Genomic DNA, 17,992 nt, shown 5'->3' with positions numbered 1-17,992 from the left:
TAATTGCCTTCGGCGATTGAGAACGGGGTGGACCATGGATAGCGCAGTCGCAGAACATCAGGAACTTACTCCGGAAACCAACGACAACACTCCCCCGCTGGAAGAGCTGCTCAAGAGCCCCGAGCGCTTCATCAACCGAGAATTCTCCTGGCTGCAATTCAATCGCCGCGTCCTGGAAGAGACTTTGAATACCGAGCATCCGCTGCTCGAGCGCGTCCGCTTCCTGTCGATCTCGGCTGCCAACCTCGATGAATTCTTCATGGTGCGTGTCGCCGGCCTCGAGGGCCAGGTGCGCCAGAACATTGCCATCCGCAGCCCCGACGGCAAGACGCCGGCCGAGCAGCTCGACTCGATCCTGCAGGAGATCGACCATCTGCAGATGGAGCAGCAGGCCTCGCTTGCCGTGCTGCAGCAGTATCTCGCCAAGGAAGACATTCTGATCGTGCGTCCCGGCGCCTTGAGCGATGCCGACCGCCAGTGGCTGGCCGCCGAATTCGAACAGGCAATCTTTCCAGTCTTGACGCCGCTGTCGATCGATCCAGCCCACCCGTTCCCGTTCATTCCGAATCTGGGCTTCTCAATCGGCCTGCAGCTCGTCAGCAAGAACGGCCGCGAGCCAATGACGGCGCTGCTGCGTCTGCCGGTGGCGCTCGATCGTTTCGTCCGTCTGCCGGACGATGGAAACACCATCCGCTACATCACGCTCGAAGATGTCGCCAACGTCTTCATCCACCGGCTCTACCCCGGTTACGAGGTGCAGGGCTCCGGTACGTTCCGCGTCATCCGCGACAGCGATATCGAAGTCGAAGAAGAGGCCGAGGATCTCGTGCGCTTTTTCGAAACGGCGCTGAAGCGCCGCCGCCGTGGAAAGGTCATCCGCATCGAGACCGATTCCGAAATGCCGGCCTCGCTGCGTCAGTTCGTCGTTCAGGCGCTGAATATTCCTGATAATCGCGTCGCCGTTCTGCCGGGCCTTCTGGCGTTGAACACCCTATCGGAGATCACCAAGGCGCCGCGCGACGATCTCAGATTTCTTCCCTACAATGCGCGATTTCCCGAGCGCGTCCGCGAACATGCCGGCGACTGCTTCGCCGCCATCCGCGAAAAGGACATGGTCGTCCATCATCCCTACGAATCCTTCGACGTGGTGGTCCAGTTTCTTCTCCAGGCTGCGCGCGATCCTGACGTCCTGGCAATAAAGCAGACGCTTTACCGCACCTCCAACGATAGCCCGATCGTCCGCGCGTTGATCGACGCCGCCGAAGCCGGCAAGTCGGTGACGGCGCTGGTCGAACTCAAGGCCCGCTTCGATGAAGAGGCGAACATCCGCTGGGCGCGCGATCTCGAGCGCGCCGGCGTGCAGGTTGTCTTCGGCTTCATCGAGCTCAAGACCCACGCCAAGATGTCGATGGTCGTCCGCCGCGAAGAAGGCAAGCTCCGGACCTATTGCCACTTGGGAACCGGCAACTACCACCCGATCACCGCGAAGATCTATACGGACCTGTCCTATTTCACCTGCAATCCGGTCATCGCTCATGACATGGCCAACATCTTCAATTTCATTACCGGTTATGGTGAGCCGGAACAGGGCATGCAGCTTGCAATCTCGCCCTATACAATGCGCCCGCGCATCCTGCGCCACATCGAAGAAGAGATTCAGCACGCCAAGAACGGCGCTCCGGCGGCGATCTGGATGAAGATGAATTCGCTTGTCGATCCTGACATCATCGATGCGCTCTATCGCGCCAGCCATGCCGGCGTCGAGATCGATCTCGTCGTGCGCGGCATCTGCTGCCTGCGTCCGCAGGTGCCCGGTCTCTCGGAGAAGATCCGCGTCAAATCGATCGTCGGCCGCTTCCTCGAGCACAGCCGCATCTTCTGTTTCGGCAACGGCCACGGTCTGCCGTCCGACAAGGCACTGGTTTATATCGGTTCGGCCGACATGATGCCGAGAAACCTCGACCGCCGCGTCGAAACCATGGTCCCACTGACGAACCCGACCGTTCATGAGCAGGTTTTGTCCCAGATTATGCTCGGCAACGTGATTGACAATCAGCAAAGCTACGAGATATTGCCCGACGGTACGTCGCGGCGCATGGAAGTGCGCAGAGGCGAAGAACCGTTCAATGCGCAGCAGTATTTCATGACCAATCCGAGCCTGTCGGGCCGTGGTGAAGCTCTGAAGTCCAGTGCGCCGAAGCTGATCGCCGGCCTGCTCGAAGGCCGCAACAACAAGTAATACTGGACCTAAATGGTTGAATCTGAAGCCCAGGGGCGCCTTCCGGGGATCGCCCCGGTCTCCGTTGTCGACATCGGATCGAATTCCATCCGTCTCGTCGTCTACGAAGGCCTGTCCCGCTCGCCGACCATTCTTTTCAACGAAAAGGTCCTCTGCGGCCTCGGCAAGGGCATTGCCGTCACTGGCAAGATGGATGAAGACAGCGTCGGCCGGGCTCTGGCAGCGCTGCACCGTTTCAAGGCCCTGTCCGACCAGGCGCGGGCCGCCACCATGTATGTGCTGGCGACCGCCGCCGCCCGTGAGGCGAGCAACGGCCCCGATTTCATCCACCAGGCGGAAACCATCCTCGGCCGCAGGATCCGTGTGCTCTCCGGCGAGGAGGAGGCGAAATTCGCCTCGCTCGGCATCATCAGCGGCTTCTTCAATCCCGACGGCATTGCCGGCGACCTCGGCGGCGGCTCGCTGGAGCTGATCGATATCAAGGGCAAGGAGTTCGGCAAGGGCATTACGCTGCCGCTCGGCGGCCTGCGCCTGTCTGAATATACAGGCGGGTCGCTCGCCAAGGCTCGCACCTTTGCCCGCAAGCAGGTGAAGACGGCAAAGTTGCTGTCGAAAGGCGAGGGGCGCACCTTCTACGCCGTCGGCGGCACCTGGCGAAACATCGCCAAGCTGCATATGGAGATGACTCATTATCCGCTGCATATGATGCAGGGTTATGAGGTCTCGCTTGAAGCGATGATGCTGTTCCTCGAACAAGTGGTGACCGCCCGCGATTCCAAGGAGCCGGCGTTGCAGGCCGTTTCCAAGCACCGTCGTTCGCTGCTGCCCTTCGGCGCCGTCGCCATGAAGGAAGTGCTGAGCGCGATGAAGCCGTCGGTGATTTCCTTCTCGGCGCAAGGCGTGCGCGAGGGCTATCTCTATTCGCTGTTGTCGGAGGCCGAGCGCCGCCTCGATCCACTGCTTGCCGCTGCCGGCGAACTGGCGATCCTGCGTGCCCGCTCGCCCGAGCATGCCCGGGAGCTCGCGGAATGGACCGGCCGCATGATGCCCTTGTTCGGCGTCCAGGAAACCGAAGAGGAAAGCCGCTATCGTCAGGCCGCCTGTCTGCTCGCCGATATCAGCTGGCGAGCCCATCCCGACTATCGCGGCCTGCAGGCGCTGAACGTCATCGCCCACTCCTCCTTCGTCGGCATCAGCCATCCCGGCCGCGCCTTCATCGCGCTGACCAATTATTACCGTTTCGAGGGCCTGCACGACGACGGCGCCACCGGCCCGCTGGCGCAGATCGCCACCCCGCAGTTCATCGAACGCGCCAAGCTGCTCGGCGGCATGCTGCGCGTCGTTTACCTCTTCTCGGCCTCGATGCCCGGCATCGTCAAAAGCCTGAGCTTCCGCAAATCCGCGAACCCCGACCTCGACCTCGAATTCGTCGTGCCGCCCGAATACCGCGATTTCGCCGGCGAACGCCTGGACGGCCGCCTGCAGCAACTGTCGAAGCTGACGAATAAGAGGTTGGCGTTTCGATTCGAGTAGGCCGATTTGCGGCCGTTGTCTTGCGCCGCCGCCCCTCCCGCTCTCCCTCATTCCTGTGCTCGTCACAGGAATCCAGCTACCGCGCGTCCGCGTGGTGAATGACTCTTCCCGACAAAGGTAGTTTCCCGCGCCCAAGGACTTGGGCGCCCTGGATTCCTGTGACGAGCACAGGAATGAGGGAGAAACTTGGATGTGCTCGACCCAAATAAAAAGGGCGGCGCTCTCGCACCGCCCTCTCAATCTCACATCAACCCCGAATTACTTCGCGTTCAAAAACTCACCAACCTCGAGCAGGCTGAACTCGTTATTATCGGCCTTGTCGACCGCACGGCCGGCCGAGAAGGGCAGGTTGTTGTCGTTGCCGATGATGATGTGGGTGGCATCGACGCGGTCGACGTTTTCGATCGTCACGAAGGGCATGTCGTAGACCCCGTCCTTGCTGCCGGCCTTCTTCTTGTTGTCGGGGTCCTGGATGTTCAAGAGGTCGATATAGCCGATCTTGCGGACGGCCTTGCCGGCATTGGCGTCGTTGAACTCGATCTTGTAGACGCGCTTCAGATCGGCAGGCGCCTCGAAGCAATCCGGTTTCGGCTGCTTCGGGTCGGCGCAGACCTTGTCCTTGGTGCCGGCGCCACTGTCGCGCTCGATGACGAGAGCGGTCGTGTCGTCGAGCATGTTGAAGTCGCCGATCGAGACGCCCTTGTCTTCGAACGGATAGAGCCAGCTGCGGCCGGTCCACTTCTTGGCGGCGACGTCGAATTCGATCACGCGGACGGCGGTGTGGCCGTCGACGTTCTCCATCTGCCCGTCATCCTTGTAAAGGGCGCCTTCGAGCAGGCCGTAGAGCTTGGCGCCGTCCTTCGACATGGCGAGGCCTTCGAAGCCGCCGGAGCGCTTCAGGTTGAAGACCGGCATCTTCGCGGCCGGGTTGCCGGGAAGCTGGATCAGCGGATTGTCGGGTGAAAGCACCGGCTTGCCGTCGAGCGTCGTCGCGATGACGTCCGTCAGGTGGCCTTCGCTGTCGATTTTCAGGATGTAGGGGCCGAATTCGTCGCCGAGCCAGAAGCCGTCGGCAACCGGCTGGATCGATTCGATGTCGAAGTCGGCGCCGGTGAGATAACGCGTGTCGGTGCCTTCGAGCACGATCGGGAACGGAGCGATCTTGTTCGGATCGGAAAGGAAGAGGTTCTTGACGATTTCAGCCCTGTCGCTGGCCCAGTCGAATTTCATCTGGTGCAGGAGAAGCATGGCGTCCGAAGAGTTGGCTTTCGAGCCGAAACCGTTGTCCGTCAGCGTCCAGAAGGTGCCGTCGGCCATCGTTTTGATGCCGGAAAAGCCCTGGACCGGCTGACCGTCGAAGGGAAGCTTCAGGTCGGTGACGCGGGCGCCGTCCTTGCCGGGAACGGTGCCGAGCGCTTCGGTGCGCTTGCGGTTCGGCGTCGTGAACTTGCCAGAATGCTTGAGGAATTCAGGAGCGTCGGCCGGGGCCGGAACCATGGTGTTGGCAGGCAGGATCGCCTGGCCGGCGAGCTTGGCCGGGAACTGCTGTTGGTCTGCTGAAGCGGGACCGGCGATCAGGATGAAAAGCGATACGGAAGCAAAAAGGACGTTCTTCATAATATCCCCCTGGAACGGAAGCGAATGCCTTCCGCTTAGCAGGGGTTTAATGTCAGCGAATTGACGGTTGGGTGAAGCTTTGGTGACGCGCGGCAGAACGTTTGCTCAGCCGTGCAGAATGACCGCGGGTGTGTTCAGCACGGTGACGGCGCGCGAGGAAAGCGCCATGACGCCGAGCGCCTGGCCGCGCCCCCTGACGGCATGGCTGCCGAGATCCTCGCACGATATGTCATCGGGAAACTGCATCCGCCGGGCAAGTTCGGCGGAGATCAGCACCGGCCGGTTCAGGCTGCGGCAGAGCGCCTCCAGCCGGGCGGTGGTATTCACCGTGTCCCCGAAATAGCTGATCTTGTGGTGGTCGACGCCGATTTCGGCGGTGATGATCTCGCCGCCGTGAAGGGCGGCCCGCAGCTTCGGCACCTGGCCGTAGCTTTTCCGCCAGCCGGCGGCATTGGCTTCGATATCGGCGAGGATATCGAAGATGCAGCGCACGCAGCGGGCATTCTTGACGCCGCGGGCAAGCGGCCAGGTGATGATCGCCGCATCGCCGACATAGTCGTTGATCATGCCCTTGTGGCGCCGGACCGGCTCGGCGAAGGTCGCAAACAGCGAGTTCAGCAGTTGCTGCGCGCGGAGGTCGCCGTGTTTTTCGGCAAAAGCCGTCGAATCGACGAGATCGATGAACAGGAAGACACGCTCTTCCTTGACCGGATTACGATACCGGCTGATGAGCATACTCAGAAATACCTCGCGGCCGAGCAGTTCCCGCACGCGCAGGATGAAGATCATCGCCGAGCAGACGGCAAGCGCATAGAGGAAGACCTCATACGGCATGATGATGAGATCGACGAGCGACGACGGCTTCACCATGCCGATCGACCAGAGCAGCAGGCCGCCGCAGGCAAAGCCGATGCTCATCAGGATCTCGTAGATCACCAGTTCACTGATGATGAAGGCGAAGGTCGGCAGCTTCTGAATACGCCTGTACAGCCCGCGAAACAGTACCTTGCGCTCGAAGGCGATGATCGGCATGCCGATGAACAGCGCGAAGATGGCGCCGATAACGGGCGTCTGATTGGAGTAGAACATCAGATCATAGACGACGCCGCTGGCGGCCAGAACGAGCGTGATCAAGATCCAGTTCTGCGTCGGAGATATTTCCCGCATGCGGCCCTTCGCCGATGATGTTTCTTCCAGCCATTGTTTCAGCTGGGAAAAAAGCGTCAAGCGATTTTAAATCCGACTCAGAGGCTGACCGTTTCGACCTTCCGGCCGACGAAGCGCAGAGCGATCTGACCCTGGATCAGCTGCAGCGCCGGCTCGCCGAAAAGATCGCGCCGCCAGCCGTTAAGGGCGGCGACTTCGGCCTTCTCTCCCTCGGCGGCGATCCTGTCGAGATCCTCGCTGTTGGCGATCACCTTCGGCGCCACGCCGTGTTTTTCCGAAATCAGCTTCAACAGCACCTTCAGCAATTCGACGGCGGCAGCGGCCCCTTCGGGCGCCTGCGCCTGGCGCGGCACATGTGGCATATCGGCTTTCGGAAGAGCGAGCGCGGCGTTGACGGCCTCGATGACGGATGCGCCGGAGGTCGAGCGCTCCCAGCCTTTCGGAATGGTGCGCAACCGGCCAAGCGCTTCGGTATCCTTGGGCTGCTGTTGGGCGATCTCGTAGATCGCATCATCCTTCAGCACCCGCGAACGCGGCACGTTGCGCGCCCGCGCCTCGCGTTCGCGCCAGGCGGCGACATATTTCAGGATCGCGAGTTCCTGCGGCTTGCGCAGCCGCATCTTCAGCCGCTGCCAGGCATCGTCGGGATGCATGTCGTAGGTTTCGCGTGCCTCGAGAATGTCCATCTCCTCGGAGAGCCAGGAGGTGCGGCCTTCGCGATCGAGTTCCGCCTTCAGCGACAGGTAGACGTCGCGCAGATGGGTGACGTCGGCCAGCGCATATTCCAGCTGCTTGTCGGAGAGCGGCCGGCGGCTCCAGTCGGTGAAGCGCGACGACTTGTCGATATGGACGTTCTTGATGCGGCTGACCAGCTGATCATAGGAGACGCTGTCGCCGAAGCCGCAAACCATGGCGGCGACCTGCGTGTCGAAGATCGGATGCGGAATGAGATTGCCGCGATTGAAGATGATTTCGATGTCCTGGCGCGCCGCGTGAAAGACCTTCAGCACCTTCGTATCGGCCATCAGCTCGAAGAAGGGGGCGAGGTCGATGCCCTTGGCCAGCGGATCGACGAGAACTTCGGTCGTCGGACTTGCCATCTGGATCAGGCAAAGCTCCGGCCAGAAGGTCGTCTCGCGCAGGAATTCGGTATCGATGGTGATGAAGTCGGACTTGGCCAGCTCTTTGCAGGCGGCCGCCAAATCGGCGGTGGTTTCGATCATATCATTTCATTCGCAAGGAAAAGGTCGGTTGAACCTTCCTTCTCCTTTCGCTTCGATATGTCAATACAACAGCATACGCTTCGAGCATTGCTGGCTAAGAATCACGTCCAAACTGTGGCAGCTGAGCGCCTCAGCCGACACGGACATAGCTGGTCATTCCGGTCTTCTGGTGCTCGATGATATGGCAATGCAGCAGCCAGTCGCCGGGATTGTCGGCGACGAAGGCGAGCTGCACCTTCTCGTCCGGCTGGATGAGATAGGTATCGGACACCAGCGGCATCACCTCTCTGGTCGAGGAGGAGATCACCGTGAAGCTCATCCCGTGCAGATGGATCGGATGCGCGTGCGGCGTGGTGTTCTCCAGATTGAAGACATAGCTCTTGCCGAGCGTCAGCTCCGCCAGCGGCGCCGTCGGATCGGGCGTATCGCCCGGCCACGGCACCTTGTTGATCGCCCAGAAACTGTAGCCGAGCGTGCCGCAGATGCTTTCGGCGGCGGTATTCTCCGCCGTGGCGCTCAGCACCAGCGGGATCTCTTCGGCGGCGGAAAGGTCGGCCCTTGCCACCGGATTTTCGACAAGCGGCCCGAGATCGCCGATCTCGCGCTTCAGCGATGACCCGGTGGCGCGCAGGCTGGCGATCGTCTTCGGCGTCGTGCCGCGGATATCTTCGAGCGTTGCGACGGCGCCCTCGCTGTCCGGCATACGCACGGCGAGATCGAGCCGCTGACCCGGTCCGATCTGCAGAAGATCAAGGGGGAAGCGCTTCGGTACCGGATTGCCGTCGATTGCAATCACGCTCGCATCGGCATCTTCCATCTTCAGCGAGAAGATCCGCGTCACGTCGGTCACCGCAATGCGCAGCCGCACCAGCCCGCCGGCGGGCGCGTCATATCGCGGCTCCTGGTGCCAGTTGGCTGTGCGCACGGTGCCGTAGGTGCCGGACTTGGCGGCGTCACGCGGCCGGAAAGGGGCGATGAACTGTCCGTCGCCGCCGAGCCGCCAGTCGCGCAGGTTCAGCACCACCTCTGCATCGAACTCCGGATCGGCCGGATCTTCGACGACGATGACGCCGGTCATGCCATGCCCCATCTGCGTCAGCGTGTTGCAATGCGGATGATACCAGAAGGTGCCGGCATCGGGCGGCGTGAAGGCATAGTCGAAGCTGTCGCCGGTATAGATGTAGGGCTGCGTCATGAAGGGCACGCCGTCCATGCGGTTGTCGATGCGAAGCCCATGCCAGTGGATCGTCGTCGGCTCGTCGAGCCCGTTTTTCAGCCGCGCTGCATAGGGTCGCCCCTTCGTCATCCTGAGAATCGGCGGCATGCCGTCATGGCCCCAGCTCATGATCTCCCGGGTCGGTGCCGCCTCGGTCAGCATCGCCTCTGTCTTCACAGCTGTCAGCAGTTGCGGCTCGGGTGCCGCCTCGGCAAGCCCGAATTTGCCGCCAATGCCCATGCCGACACCATAGGCGCCCGCGACGGCGGATGCCTTGAGAAGGTTGCGGCGGGTGAGCAGAGGCATGCGGAGGCTCCGGGATGAGAATGCCGATCCTTTTAAAGTTGACAGGCATCTTCATCAATACCGGAAACGCGGCCAAACTGCCGCAGCATACGCGCCGTGGCCTCGCCACAAACGCGTGCCAATCGCGCGGGCAGGGCGCGCCAAGCCTTGACAAATCGGAGCGTCCGTGCGCTTTTCCGCCCGATTTTCTTGTCGGCGCTTGAGGGTCTTTGAACCCTTGCTGCCGTCTTAAGCCACATCCAGGATTTGAGATCATGCATCGCTATCGCAGCCACACATGCGCCGCCCTCCGCAAGACGGATGTCGGCTCGACCGTCCGTATCTCCGGCTGGGTCCATCGCGTCCGCGACCATGGCGGCGTTCTCTTCATCGACCTTCGCGACCATTACGGCATCACCCAGGTCGTCGCCGATCCCGACAGCCCCGCCTTCAAGACGGCGGAGACCGTGCGCGGCGAATGGGTCATCCGCATCGACGGCCTCGTCAAGGCCCGCACCGAAGACACTGTCAACAAGACCATGGCAACCGGCGAGATCGAGCTCTACGCCCAGGAGATCGAAGTGCTCTCCGCCGCCAAGGAACTGCCGCTGCCGGTCTTCGGCGAGCCGGACTACCCCGAAGACGTCCGCCTCAAGTACCGCTTCCTCGATCTTCGCCGCGAAACGCTGCATAGGAACATCGTCAAGCGCACCCAGGTCATCTCGTCGATGCGCCGCGAAATGGGCGATGTCGGCTTCACCGAATATTCCACGCCAATCCTGACGGCCTCCTCGCCGGAAGGCGCGCGCGACTTCCTCGTGCCCTCGCGCATCCATCCCGGCACCTTTTACGCCCTGCCGCAGGCGCCGCAGCAGTATAAGCAGCTGCTGATGGTCGCAGGCTTCGACCGCTACTTTCAGATCGCGCCGTGCTTCCGCGATGAAGACCCACGCGCCGACCGTCTGCCGGGCGAATTCTACCAGCTCGACCTTGAAATGAGCTTCGTGACCCAGGAAGACGTCTGGGACACGATGGGCCCGATGATGACCTCGATCTTCGAGGAATTCGCCGAAGGCAAGCCGGTGACCAAGGAATGGCCGCGCATCCCTTACGATGAAGCGATCCGCAAGTATGGATCCGACAAGCCTGATCTTCGTAACCCGATCGTCATGGAAGCGGTGACCGAGCATTTTGCCGGCTCCGGCTTCAAGGTCTTCGCCGGCATGATCGCCTCCAACCCGAAGGTTGAGATCTGGGCGATCCCGGCAAAGACCGGCGGTTCGCGCGCCTTCTGCGACCGTATGAACGCCTGGGCGCAGAGCCAGGGCCAGCCCGGTCTCGGCTACATCTTCTGGAAGGAAGAAGAGGGCAAAATCGCCGGCTCCGGCCCGCTTGCCAAAAACATCGGCGAGGAGCGCACCGACGCAATCCGCACGCAGCTCGGCCTCGAGGTTGGCGACGCCTGCTTCTTCGTCGCCGGCGAGCCGTCCAAGTTCTACAAGTTCGCAGGCGAAGCCCGTAACCGCGCCGCCGACGAATTGAACCTGATCGACCGCGACCGTTTCGAACTGTGCTGGATCGTCGACTTCCCCTTCTTCGAGTACAACGAGGAAGACAAGAAAATCGACTTCGCCCACAACCCGTTCTCGATGCCGCAGGGCGGCCTCGACGCGCTGCTGAACCAGGATCCGCTTGGCATCAAAGCCTACCAGTACGACGCTGTTTGCAACGGCTTCGAAATCGCCTCGGGTTCGATCCGCAACCAGTCGCCTGAAACCATGGTCGCCGCCTTCGAGAAGGTCGGTCTCAGCCAGCAGGATGTCGAAGACCGTTTCGGCGGCCTCTACCGCGCCTTCCAGTACGGCGCGCCGCCGCATGGCGGTGCTGCCTTCGGCATCGACCGTATCGTCATGCTGCTCGTCGGCGCCAAGAACCTGCGCGAAATCTCGCTGTTCCCGATGAACCAGCAGGCCCAGGATCTTCTGATGGGCGCGCCGACCCCGGCAACCCCGACGCAGCTGCGCGAACTTTCGATCCGCCCGATCCCGCCAGTCAAGAAGGACTGACATAGGGGCTGCGCGGCAGCCCCGTCCTTCGAGGCCCCTTCGGGCGCCTCGGGATGAGGCTGGAGAGAGTCGCGCTCAGAAAGATAAAAGGCCCGGCAGTGGAACTGCCGGGCCTTTATTTTAATGTCGAAACGATCAGTCGTTGGCCGAAACCTTGACGCCGAGCACCTGCGGCAGCGTGTTCGGAGCGCCCATGGCAGCACCGACGATCGTCGGGAACGGTACCGGCTTTTCGGGAGCGGCCTTGACGGTCAGGCTCTTCGGGTCGTCGAGGAAGGTATTGACCGCTGCCGAAACAGCGTTCTGCAGTTCCGGGATATTGAGCTGCGCCAGCATGATCGGCGTCATCGCCTTCAGCGAATCTGCCATCTGCTTGCCGGACATGTTCTGCTGCGAACCGGCATAATCGAGCGCGCGCTTGGTGATCGAGGCATCTTCGAAACGCACCTGTGCGGCCTCGAAGGACAGCTGCTGCATCAGGCCGAGCATGGCAAGGCCGAGTGCCTGCTGCGACTGTTCCTTATTCGGGTTGGCTTCGGATTCCTTCATCGCATCCTGCATCGATTTCATGAAGGCCATCGTGTAGCCGGAGATCTTGAAGCCGAGGTTCAGCTTGCCGACATTGGTAAAATCGAAGGCGAATTCCGAAATGTCGATCGTGCCGGGGGCGAGCTCCCAGGCGCCCTTCATGGTGATGTCGCCCTGGATGTGCTGCAGGGCGAGCTTCTCGATCGCATCCTTGCTCTGCGCATCCTCGGTCTTGGTGAGGTCGGCCTTCATGCTTTTGAAGGCGCCGTCGAAATCGAAGCCGGATTCGTCTTCGCGCAGCGTCAGGTTCATGTTGCTTTCGAGCAGCGAGAACACTTCCGCGCCGTCCTTGACCACTTTCAGCGGCCCAATATGGGCGCTTTCATAGAGCATCATGGTGTCGAGCGTATCGCCGCCCGGCGTTGCCGGCACGGAAATGCCGCCGAGCGTCAGCTCCTGCGCCGTCACGGTCACGCCGTCTTGGGTCTTGTTGATGTCGGGGAAGGCCGCTTCTTCGATGTAATAGCCGCCGTCCTCGTCTTCCTCGACGCCGGAAAGGGTGATTTGGCCGATGGGCAGGCTCTCGCCGCCGGTCGGCTTGACGGTGACATTCTTCAACGTCACGGTCGTGCCGTCGATGTCGACGCTTTCCGCGGCAATCGTCCCGCCCTGTGCGGCATAAGCGGCATTGATCTTGTTCAAGAGATCGGTGCCATCGAGAGCGAAAGCTGAGCCGGCGAGCGAGAAAAAGGCGGCGCCCGACAGCATCAGCCGCGTTGTCCGGTAAAAGTTCATGGGTGATTCCTCTGGTGGCGTGTGGCGGTTCTGAAATCTGCAGTTACGCTACTACGGATTGGGCCCGCTTTATATTTACGGACTTCTAAATTTCCGTTGAAAGGAACGGCAAACGAAGTCCGAATTGCGGCCGAACGTTTGTCTCATCCTTTGATGTCGGTGCCAAGACTTCATCCACAGCTGCAATGGCCTGGATTCCTTGCCCGCCAGCCTCTTCTGGGCTAGTCAGAAGCTATGGGACAAGAGATTTTGCCGCCCTCCGGCGGAGACGACGACAACATCCAACCGGTCGACCTCAAGGCGGCGCTCGAGCAGCGCTATCTCGCCTATGCGCTGTCGACCATCATGCACCGTGCTTTGCCCGATGTGCGCGACGGGCTGAAGCCTGTGCACCGCCGCATAGTCTATGCGATGAACGAGATGGGGCTGCGGCCGACGTCGGCCTTCAGGAAATGCGCCAAGATCGTCGGCGAAGTGATGGGTAACTACCATCCGCACGGCGACCAGTCGATCTACGACGCGCTTGCCCGTCTCGCTCAGGATTTCTCGCAGCGCTACACGCTGGTCAACGGCCAGGGCAATTTCGGCAATATCGACGGCGACAGCCCCGCCGCCATGCGTTACACCGAATCGAAGATGACGGCGGTCTCCGAACTGCTGCTCGAGGGCATCGATCAGGATGCCGTCGATTTCCGCGATACCTACGACGAATCGAATTCCGAACCGACCGTCCTTCCCGGCGCCTTCCCCAACCTGCTCGCCAACGGCTCCTCCGGGATCGCCGTCGGCATGGCGACCTCGATCCCGTCGCACAATGCCCACGAGCTTTGCGACGCCGCGCTGCACCTGATCAAACATCCGGATGCCACCGTCGAAAAGCTCGTCGAATTCATTCCCGGGCCGGACTTCCCGACAGGCGGCATCATTATCGACAGCCGCGACAGCATCATCGAGAGCTACCGCACCGGCCGCGGCGGTTTCCGCGTCCGGGCGAAATGGCAGACGGAAGATCTCGGCCGCGGCGGCTACCAGATCGTCATCACCGAAATTCCCTTCCAGGTGCAGAAGTCGCGGCTGATCGAAAAGATCGCCGAGCTGCTGATCGCCCGCAAGCTGCCGCTCCTGGAAGACATTCGCGACGAATCGGCCGAGGACATCCGTGTCGTCCTGGTGCCGAAGACCCGCAGCGTCGATCCGACCATCCTGATGGAATCGATGTTCAAGCTGACGGAGCTCGAAAGCCGCTTTCCGCTCAACATGAACGTGCTGTCCATGGGCCGCATCCCGCGGGTCATGGCGCTGAACGAAGTGCTGAAGGAGTGGCTGGATCACCGCCGCGAGGTGCTGCAGCGCCGCTCGCGTTTCCGCCTGGCCGCGATCGACAGGCGTCTCGAAATCCTCGGCGGTCTGCTGATCGCCTACCTCAATATAGATGAAGTGATCCGGATCATCCGCGAGGAAGATGAGCCAAAGCCGGTCATGATGGCGCGCTGGGATCTGACAGACATTCAGGTCGAGGCTATCCTCAACATGCGGCTGCGCGCCCTGCGCAAGCTCGAAGAGTTCGAGATCCGCAAGGAATTCGACGAACTCACCAAGGAAAAGAGCGAGATCGAGGCGTTGCTCGCCTCCGATGACAAGCAGTGGCAGACGGTCGCCTGGGAAATCGGCGAAGTGAAGAAGAAGTTCGCCAAGGCGACCGAGGTCGGCCGCCGCCGCACCCAGTTTGCCGACGCACCCGAAGCCGACGAGGAAGCAATCCAGCAGGCGATGATCGAAAAGGAACCGATCACCGTCGTCATATCGGAAAAGGGCTGGATCCGCGCGCTGAAGGGCCACATCGCCGACACGGCGACGCTGACCTTCAAGGAAGGTGACGGCCTGAAGATAGCCTTCCCGGCGCAGACGACGGACAAGATCCTGATCGTCACCACAGGTGGCAAGGCCTTCACCCTCGGCGGCGACAAGCTGCCGGGCGGTCGCGGCCATGGCGAGCCGCTGCGCATCATCGTCGACATGGATAACGACCAGGCGGTGCTGACCGCTTTCGTCCACGACCCCTCGCGCAAGCAGCTGATCGTCTCCACAGCCGGCAATGGCTTCGTCGTTGCGGAGGCGGAGCTGGTCGCCAATACCCGCAAGGGCAAGCAGATCATGAACGTCGCTCTGCCCGAGGAAACCCAGCTGCTGGTGCCGGTGGGTGGCGATCATGTCGCCGTCGTCGGCGAAAACCGCAAATTGCTGGTCTTCCCGCTGGCGCAGGTGCCGGAAATGTCGCGCGGCAAGGGCGTGCGTCTGCAGCGTTACAAGGATGGCGGCATCTCGGACGTCCGCTGCTTCGCGATATCAGACGGCCTCGTCTGGGAAGACAGCGCCGGCCGCACCTTCACGAAGAACAAGGACGAGCTTGCTGAGTGGCTGTCCGACCGCGCGACCGCCGGTCGCACCGTGCCGAAGGGCTTTCCGCGCAGCGGCAAATTCGCCGGTTAATGCATTTCGCCCGGACATATAATTCGGGGATACGCCATGCATAAAAATTCCGCGCTCGTCTCTTGGCGGGCGCCGGAACTTCTCTATCTCTTTGCTGTTACCCAAAAGAAGAGAAGGCCGATCCGTGGGCGGACGGAACGGCTGTGGCCCGTGCGCTTGGAGAAGGTGCGCGCCGTTTACCGGAGGAAAAATCGATGCCCGCCAGCACCATCAAATTGCATGTCAGCCACACCTACAGGGTGCCGCCTGCTGTCGTGTACGACGCCTGGCTCAATCCTGAAATCGCCCGCCGCTTCCTGTTTGCCACCGATGACGGTCACGTCATCCGCGCCGATATCGATCCGCATGTCGGCGGCCGTTTCTTCATCGTCGACCGCCGTCCCACCGGCGACGCCTTTCACCAGGGGGTCTTCCTGGAACTGAAGCGCCCGCAACGCATGGTCTTCAGTTTTTCCGTCGAGGACCATGATCACAATTGCGACCGCGTCGAAATCGACATCGAGCCGCTCGGCGGCGGCAGCCGCCTGACGCTGACCCACGAAATGTGTGCCGAATGGGCCGAACACGAGGAAAAGACCCGGCGAGGCTGGGCGCATGTGGTCGAAGGGCTTGGCAAGGAGCTGGAACAGCAGCAGATGAAAGCTACCGGTTGAGAGGTGCGCTGAAATCGCGGAGGAAGCGGGCAGCACCTCCTTCGTCGATCTCGCCGGCTGCTACGACAAGCACGAAGGTGTTGAGATTGGCGCCGGTCGTTGCAGGCGACAACATCGCCTCAGAAGAGTCGCTTGATGCTCTTCCCCCGCGTCATCCAAAGGGAATGCCCGCCGATTGTCGCCACCAGGATGCCGCCGCCGACGAGTGTCATCGTCGCAGGCGTTTCGGCAAAGATCAGCCAGACCCAGATGGGCGCGAGCACCGTTTCCAGCAGATAGAACATGCCGACTTCAGGCGCGGAAAGATAACGCGGCCCGGTCGCAAGGCACCAGAAGGCGACCGGCATCACGATGGCACCGTTGAAAAGGATCCAGCCTGGATGGGCGATGGCAAGCCCTGAGGGCAGGGCTTGCGCGAGGCCGAGCGCGGCCGGCAGGAGGGCGGCCAGCAGCGGCACGAAGCCCATTTCCCGGCGCGAGGCACGTCCGACCGTGATGGCTGCGGCAAGAATAAGCGCGCTGAGAAGCGCCATGGCGTCGCCAAAAACATGGCCGCTCGCAAGCCCTTCGCGCACGATCAGTCCAACGCCCACGACCATGGATAGCATGGCGATCAGCGTTGCTGCGGGTGGCTTCTCCTTGAGGAAAATCCAGCAAAGAAGCGCCCCAAACATCGGATTGAAGGCGACGATGAAGACGACATTGGCCGTGGTCGTATTGAAGACGGCCAGCACGAAGGTGAGGGACGAGATGCCGTAGAGCAGGCCGGCGAACACGCCGGCTCGCCCGGGAATGAGGATCGGCCATTTGCCCGAGGTAAGGCGCATCGCTCCAAGGATGACGAAGGTGGCGAGAACCGTTGCAGCGCTTCGCACTCCCAGGACCGACCAGATGTCGCCATCGCCAAGACGGACGAGCGGGATATCCATGGAAAGCGCCAGCCCGCCGATCGCCGTCAGCAGCAGACCCTTCCGATGATCGGAAAGAGCGGTGGGAGGCATTTAGAGCCTTTCCTGGACAGATTGAAGTATTCTGCCGGAGCAGGTTTTCGTCAGGGCAAAGGCGATTGGCGACGGGCATACCCCAAGGTACGTCCGAGCCGATCGCCTTTGATCCTGGCGGAAAGATGCCCGGCCCTTCGGGTTGGCTGAAACGGGCCGGCTGATCGACCGGCCGGCTTGGCCGTAGAGCTTTGCTACGACGCGCGCCGGCCGGTCGACCGTCCGACTCCGTTTGAGCCAACAGAATGCTTCAATCTGACCAGGAAAGGCTCTAATCGTGGGGGCTTTCGGGCTTGGATGAGGGATCGAAACGTTCCCAGCCGCGCGGGGTCAGATGTTCCTGCGGCTGGAAGCGGGTCTTATAGTCCATTTTTCGCGACCCTTGCACCCAGTAGCCGAGATAGACATGCGGCAGGCCCAGCGCTTTCGTGCGCCTGACATGGTCGAGAATCATGAAGGTGCCGAGTGACCGCCGCTCGAGATCGGGATTGAAGTAGGAATAGACCATCGACAGCCCGTCGCTCATCGTGTCGGTCAGCGCGGCACCAAGCAGTTCGCCCTTCGGCCGCTGCTCCAGTCCGGAGCCTTCTTCACGCCGGCGGTACTCGACGATTCGCGTGTTCACATGCGTGTCTTCCACCATGATCGCATAGTCGAGCACGGTCATGTCGGACATGCCGCCCTGCTGGTGGCGATAATCGAGATAGCGGCGGAAAAGCGAATATTGCTCGCTGGAAGGCTGGGCCGTGAATTCGGTGGCGATGACGTCGGAATTGGCGGCAAGCACCCGTTTCATCGATTTCGTCGGCTCGAACTCCTGGGCGAGAATTCTGACGGAAACGCAGGCGCGACAGGATTCGCAGGCCGGCCGGTAGGCGATGTTCTGGGAGCGGCGGAAACCGCCCTGGGTCAGGATGTCGTTCATCTCGGCGGCGCGCGGGCCGACCAGATGGGTGAACACCTTACGCTCCATCTCATGCGGCAGATACGGACACGTAGCCGGGGCCGTCAGATAAAACTGCGGGGATGGCGTTGTCTGCGTATTCATCTGTCGCGGAAATTTCCTTGTCGAGATCGTGCCGTTTCTTGACAGCATGACCTAAGAATAAAAAACGTCAACAGCGGGGCGGTTCTCGCCCTTCATTTCGGTCTTCTAATTTTAGATATGGAGCGGCGGCG

The 17,992-nt window shown here is 61.5% G+C and carries 13 protein-coding genes; 5 read left to right on the top strand and 8 right to left on the bottom strand.

Annotation, left to right across the window (positions count from 1 at the left end):
• Nucleotides 1-34: 34 nt before the first annotated feature.
• Both FFM81_RS13640 and ppx read left to right on the top strand, forming a co-directional pair.
• Nucleotides 35-2,239 (top strand): RNA degradosome polyphosphate kinase, encoded by a 2,205-nt coding sequence (locus FFM81_RS13640; RefSeq protein ID WP_003578402.1) that lies wholly within the window; start codon nucleotides 35-37, stop codon nucleotides 2,237-2,239.
• A gap of 12 nt (nucleotides 2,240-2,251) precedes the next feature.
• On the top strand, nucleotides 2,252-3,772 hold the full coding sequence (gene ppx / locus FFM81_RS13635) for an exopolyphosphatase (RefSeq protein ID WP_003574103.1): 1,521 nt from the start codon (nucleotides 2,252-2,254) through the stop codon (nucleotides 3,770-3,772).
• Nucleotides 3,773-4,030: 258 nt separating this feature from the next.
• Here ppx and FFM81_RS13630 read toward each other — a convergent pair whose 3' ends face one another.
• From FFM81_RS13630 to FFM81_RS13615, 4 genes are all read right to left on the bottom strand, one after another.
• Entirely contained in the window at nucleotides 4,031-5,389 is a 1,359-nt protein-coding gene (locus tag FFM81_RS13630) for an esterase-like activity of phytase family protein (protein WP_128398458.1), read from the bottom strand.
• 105 nt (nucleotides 5,390-5,494) lie between these two features.
• Entirely contained in the window at nucleotides 5,495-6,556 is a 1,062-nt protein-coding gene (locus FFM81_RS13625; protein ID WP_003574099.1) for an adenylate/guanylate cyclase domain-containing protein, read from the bottom strand.
• Nucleotides 6,557-6,633: 77 nt separating this feature from the next.
• Nucleotides 6,634-7,779: a ribonuclease D gene (rnd, locus tag FFM81_RS13620; protein ID WP_025415825.1), complete on the bottom strand. Its 1,146-nt coding sequence runs from the start codon at nucleotides 7,777-7,779 to the stop codon at nucleotides 6,634-6,636.
• Nucleotides 7,780-7,909: 130 nt separating this feature from the next.
• Nucleotides 7,910-9,301, bottom strand: a complete 1,392-nt coding sequence (locus FFM81_RS13615) for a multicopper oxidase family protein (protein ID WP_097535565.1) — start codon at nucleotides 9,299-9,301, stop codon at nucleotides 7,910-7,912.
• A gap of 254 nt (nucleotides 9,302-9,555) precedes the next feature.
• Between FFM81_RS13615 and aspS the strand changes: the two genes are divergently transcribed.
• A complete protein-coding gene (gene aspS, locus FFM81_RS13610) occupies nucleotides 9,556-11,346 on the top strand; it encodes an aspartate--tRNA ligase (protein ID WP_128398459.1) in 1,791 nt (596 codons plus the stop codon).
• A gap of 135 nt (nucleotides 11,347-11,481) precedes the next feature.
• Here aspS and FFM81_RS13605 read toward each other — a convergent pair whose 3' ends face one another.
• Complete coding sequence (locus tag FFM81_RS13605) at nucleotides 11,482-12,669, bottom strand: YdgA family protein (protein ID WP_025415828.1); 1,188 nt, start codon at nucleotides 12,667-12,669, stop codon at nucleotides 11,482-11,484.
• A gap of 234 nt (nucleotides 12,670-12,903) precedes the next feature.
• Here FFM81_RS13605 and parC point away from each other — a divergent pair, with 234 nt between their 5' ends.
• Nucleotides 12,904-15,159 carry a DNA topoisomerase IV subunit A gene (parC, locus tag FFM81_RS13600; RefSeq protein ID WP_097535572.1) on the top strand — a complete coding sequence of 752 codons (2,256 nt, stop codon included), beginning with the start codon at nucleotides 12,904-12,906 and terminating at the stop codon, nucleotides 15,157-15,159.
• Nucleotides 15,160-15,353: 194 nt separating this feature from the next.
• Nucleotides 15,354-15,812, top strand: coding sequence for an SRPBCC family protein (locus tag FFM81_RS13595; RefSeq protein WP_025415830.1), 459 nt, complete (start codon nucleotides 15,354-15,356; stop codon nucleotides 15,810-15,812).
• On the opposite strand, the gene FFM81_RS13590 is transcribed toward FFM81_RS13595, so the two are convergent.
• The 3 genes from FFM81_RS13590 to FFM81_RS13580 form a co-directional block, all read right to left on the bottom strand.
• On the bottom strand, nucleotides 15,802-15,927 hold the full coding sequence (locus tag FFM81_RS13590; RefSeq protein WP_375164745.1) for a hypothetical protein: 126 nt from the start codon (nucleotides 15,925-15,927) through the stop codon (nucleotides 15,802-15,804). The genes FFM81_RS13595 and FFM81_RS13590 overlap by 11 nt on opposite strands.
• 4 nt (nucleotides 15,928-15,931) lie before the next feature.
• Nucleotides 15,932-16,813 carry a DMT family transporter gene (locus FFM81_RS13585; RefSeq protein WP_128398460.1) on the bottom strand — a complete coding sequence of 294 codons (882 nt, stop codon included), beginning with the start codon at nucleotides 16,811-16,813 and terminating at the stop codon, nucleotides 15,932-15,934.
• Nucleotides 16,814-17,084: 271 nt separating this feature from the next.
• Nucleotides 17,085-17,861: an arginyltransferase gene (locus FFM81_RS13580; protein WP_003574082.1), complete on the bottom strand. Its 777-nt coding sequence runs from the start codon at nucleotides 17,859-17,861 to the stop codon at nucleotides 17,085-17,087.
• Nucleotides 17,862-17,992: the final 131 nt, after the last annotated feature.

The sequence above is a fragment of the Rhizobium hidalgonense genome, from assembly GCF_005862185.2.
In the GTDB taxonomy this organism is placed as follows: Bacteria; Pseudomonadota; Alphaproteobacteria; order Rhizobiales; family Rhizobiaceae; genus Rhizobium; species Rhizobium hidalgonense.
This window is presented reverse-complemented; position numbering and strand designations above follow the sequence as displayed.

Coding starts and splice junctions, on each gene's coding strand:
- ppx (WP_003574103.1), top strand. CDS start 2,252: ATGGTTGAATCTGAAGCCCAGGGGCGCCTTCCGGGGATCGCCCCGGTC.
- aspS (WP_128398459.1), top strand. CDS start 9,556: ATGCATCGCTATCGCAGCCACACATGCGCCGCCCTCCGCAAGACGGAT.
- parC (WP_097535572.1), top strand. CDS start 12,904: ATGGGACAAGAGATTTTGCCGCCCTCCGGCGGAGACGACGACAACATC.
- FFM81_RS13605 (WP_025415828.1), bottom strand. CDS start 12,669: ATGAACTTTTACCGGACAACGCGGCTGATGCTGTCGGGCGCCGCCTTT.
- FFM81_RS13595 (WP_025415830.1), top strand. CDS start 15,354: ATGCCCGCCAGCACCATCAAATTGCATGTCAGCCACACCTACAGGGTG.
- FFM81_RS13630 (WP_128398458.1), bottom strand. CDS start 5,389: ATGAAGAACGTCCTTTTTGCTTCCGTATCGCTTTTCATCCTGATCGCC.
- FFM81_RS13615 (WP_097535565.1), bottom strand. CDS start 9,301: ATGCCTCTGCTCACCCGCCGCAACCTTCTCAAGGCATCCGCCGTCGCG.
- FFM81_RS13590 (WP_375164745.1), bottom strand. CDS start 15,927: ATGTTGTCGCCTGCAACGACCGGCGCCAATCTCAACACCTTCGTGCTT.
- FFM81_RS13580 (WP_003574082.1), bottom strand. CDS start 17,861: ATGAATACGCAGACAACGCCATCCCCGCAGTTTTATCTGACGGCCCCG.
- FFM81_RS13625 (WP_003574099.1), bottom strand. CDS start 6,556: ATGCGGGAAATATCTCCGACGCAGAACTGGATCTTGATCACGCTCGTT.
- rnd (WP_025415825.1), bottom strand. CDS start 7,779: ATGATCGAAACCACCGCCGATTTGGCGGCCGCCTGCAAAGAGCTGGCC.
- FFM81_RS13585 (WP_128398460.1), bottom strand. CDS start 16,813: ATGCCTCCCACCGCTCTTTCCGATCATCGGAAGGGTCTGCTGCTGACG.
- FFM81_RS13640 (WP_003578402.1), top strand. CDS start 35: ATGGATAGCGCAGTCGCAGAACATCAGGAACTTACTCCGGAAACCAAC.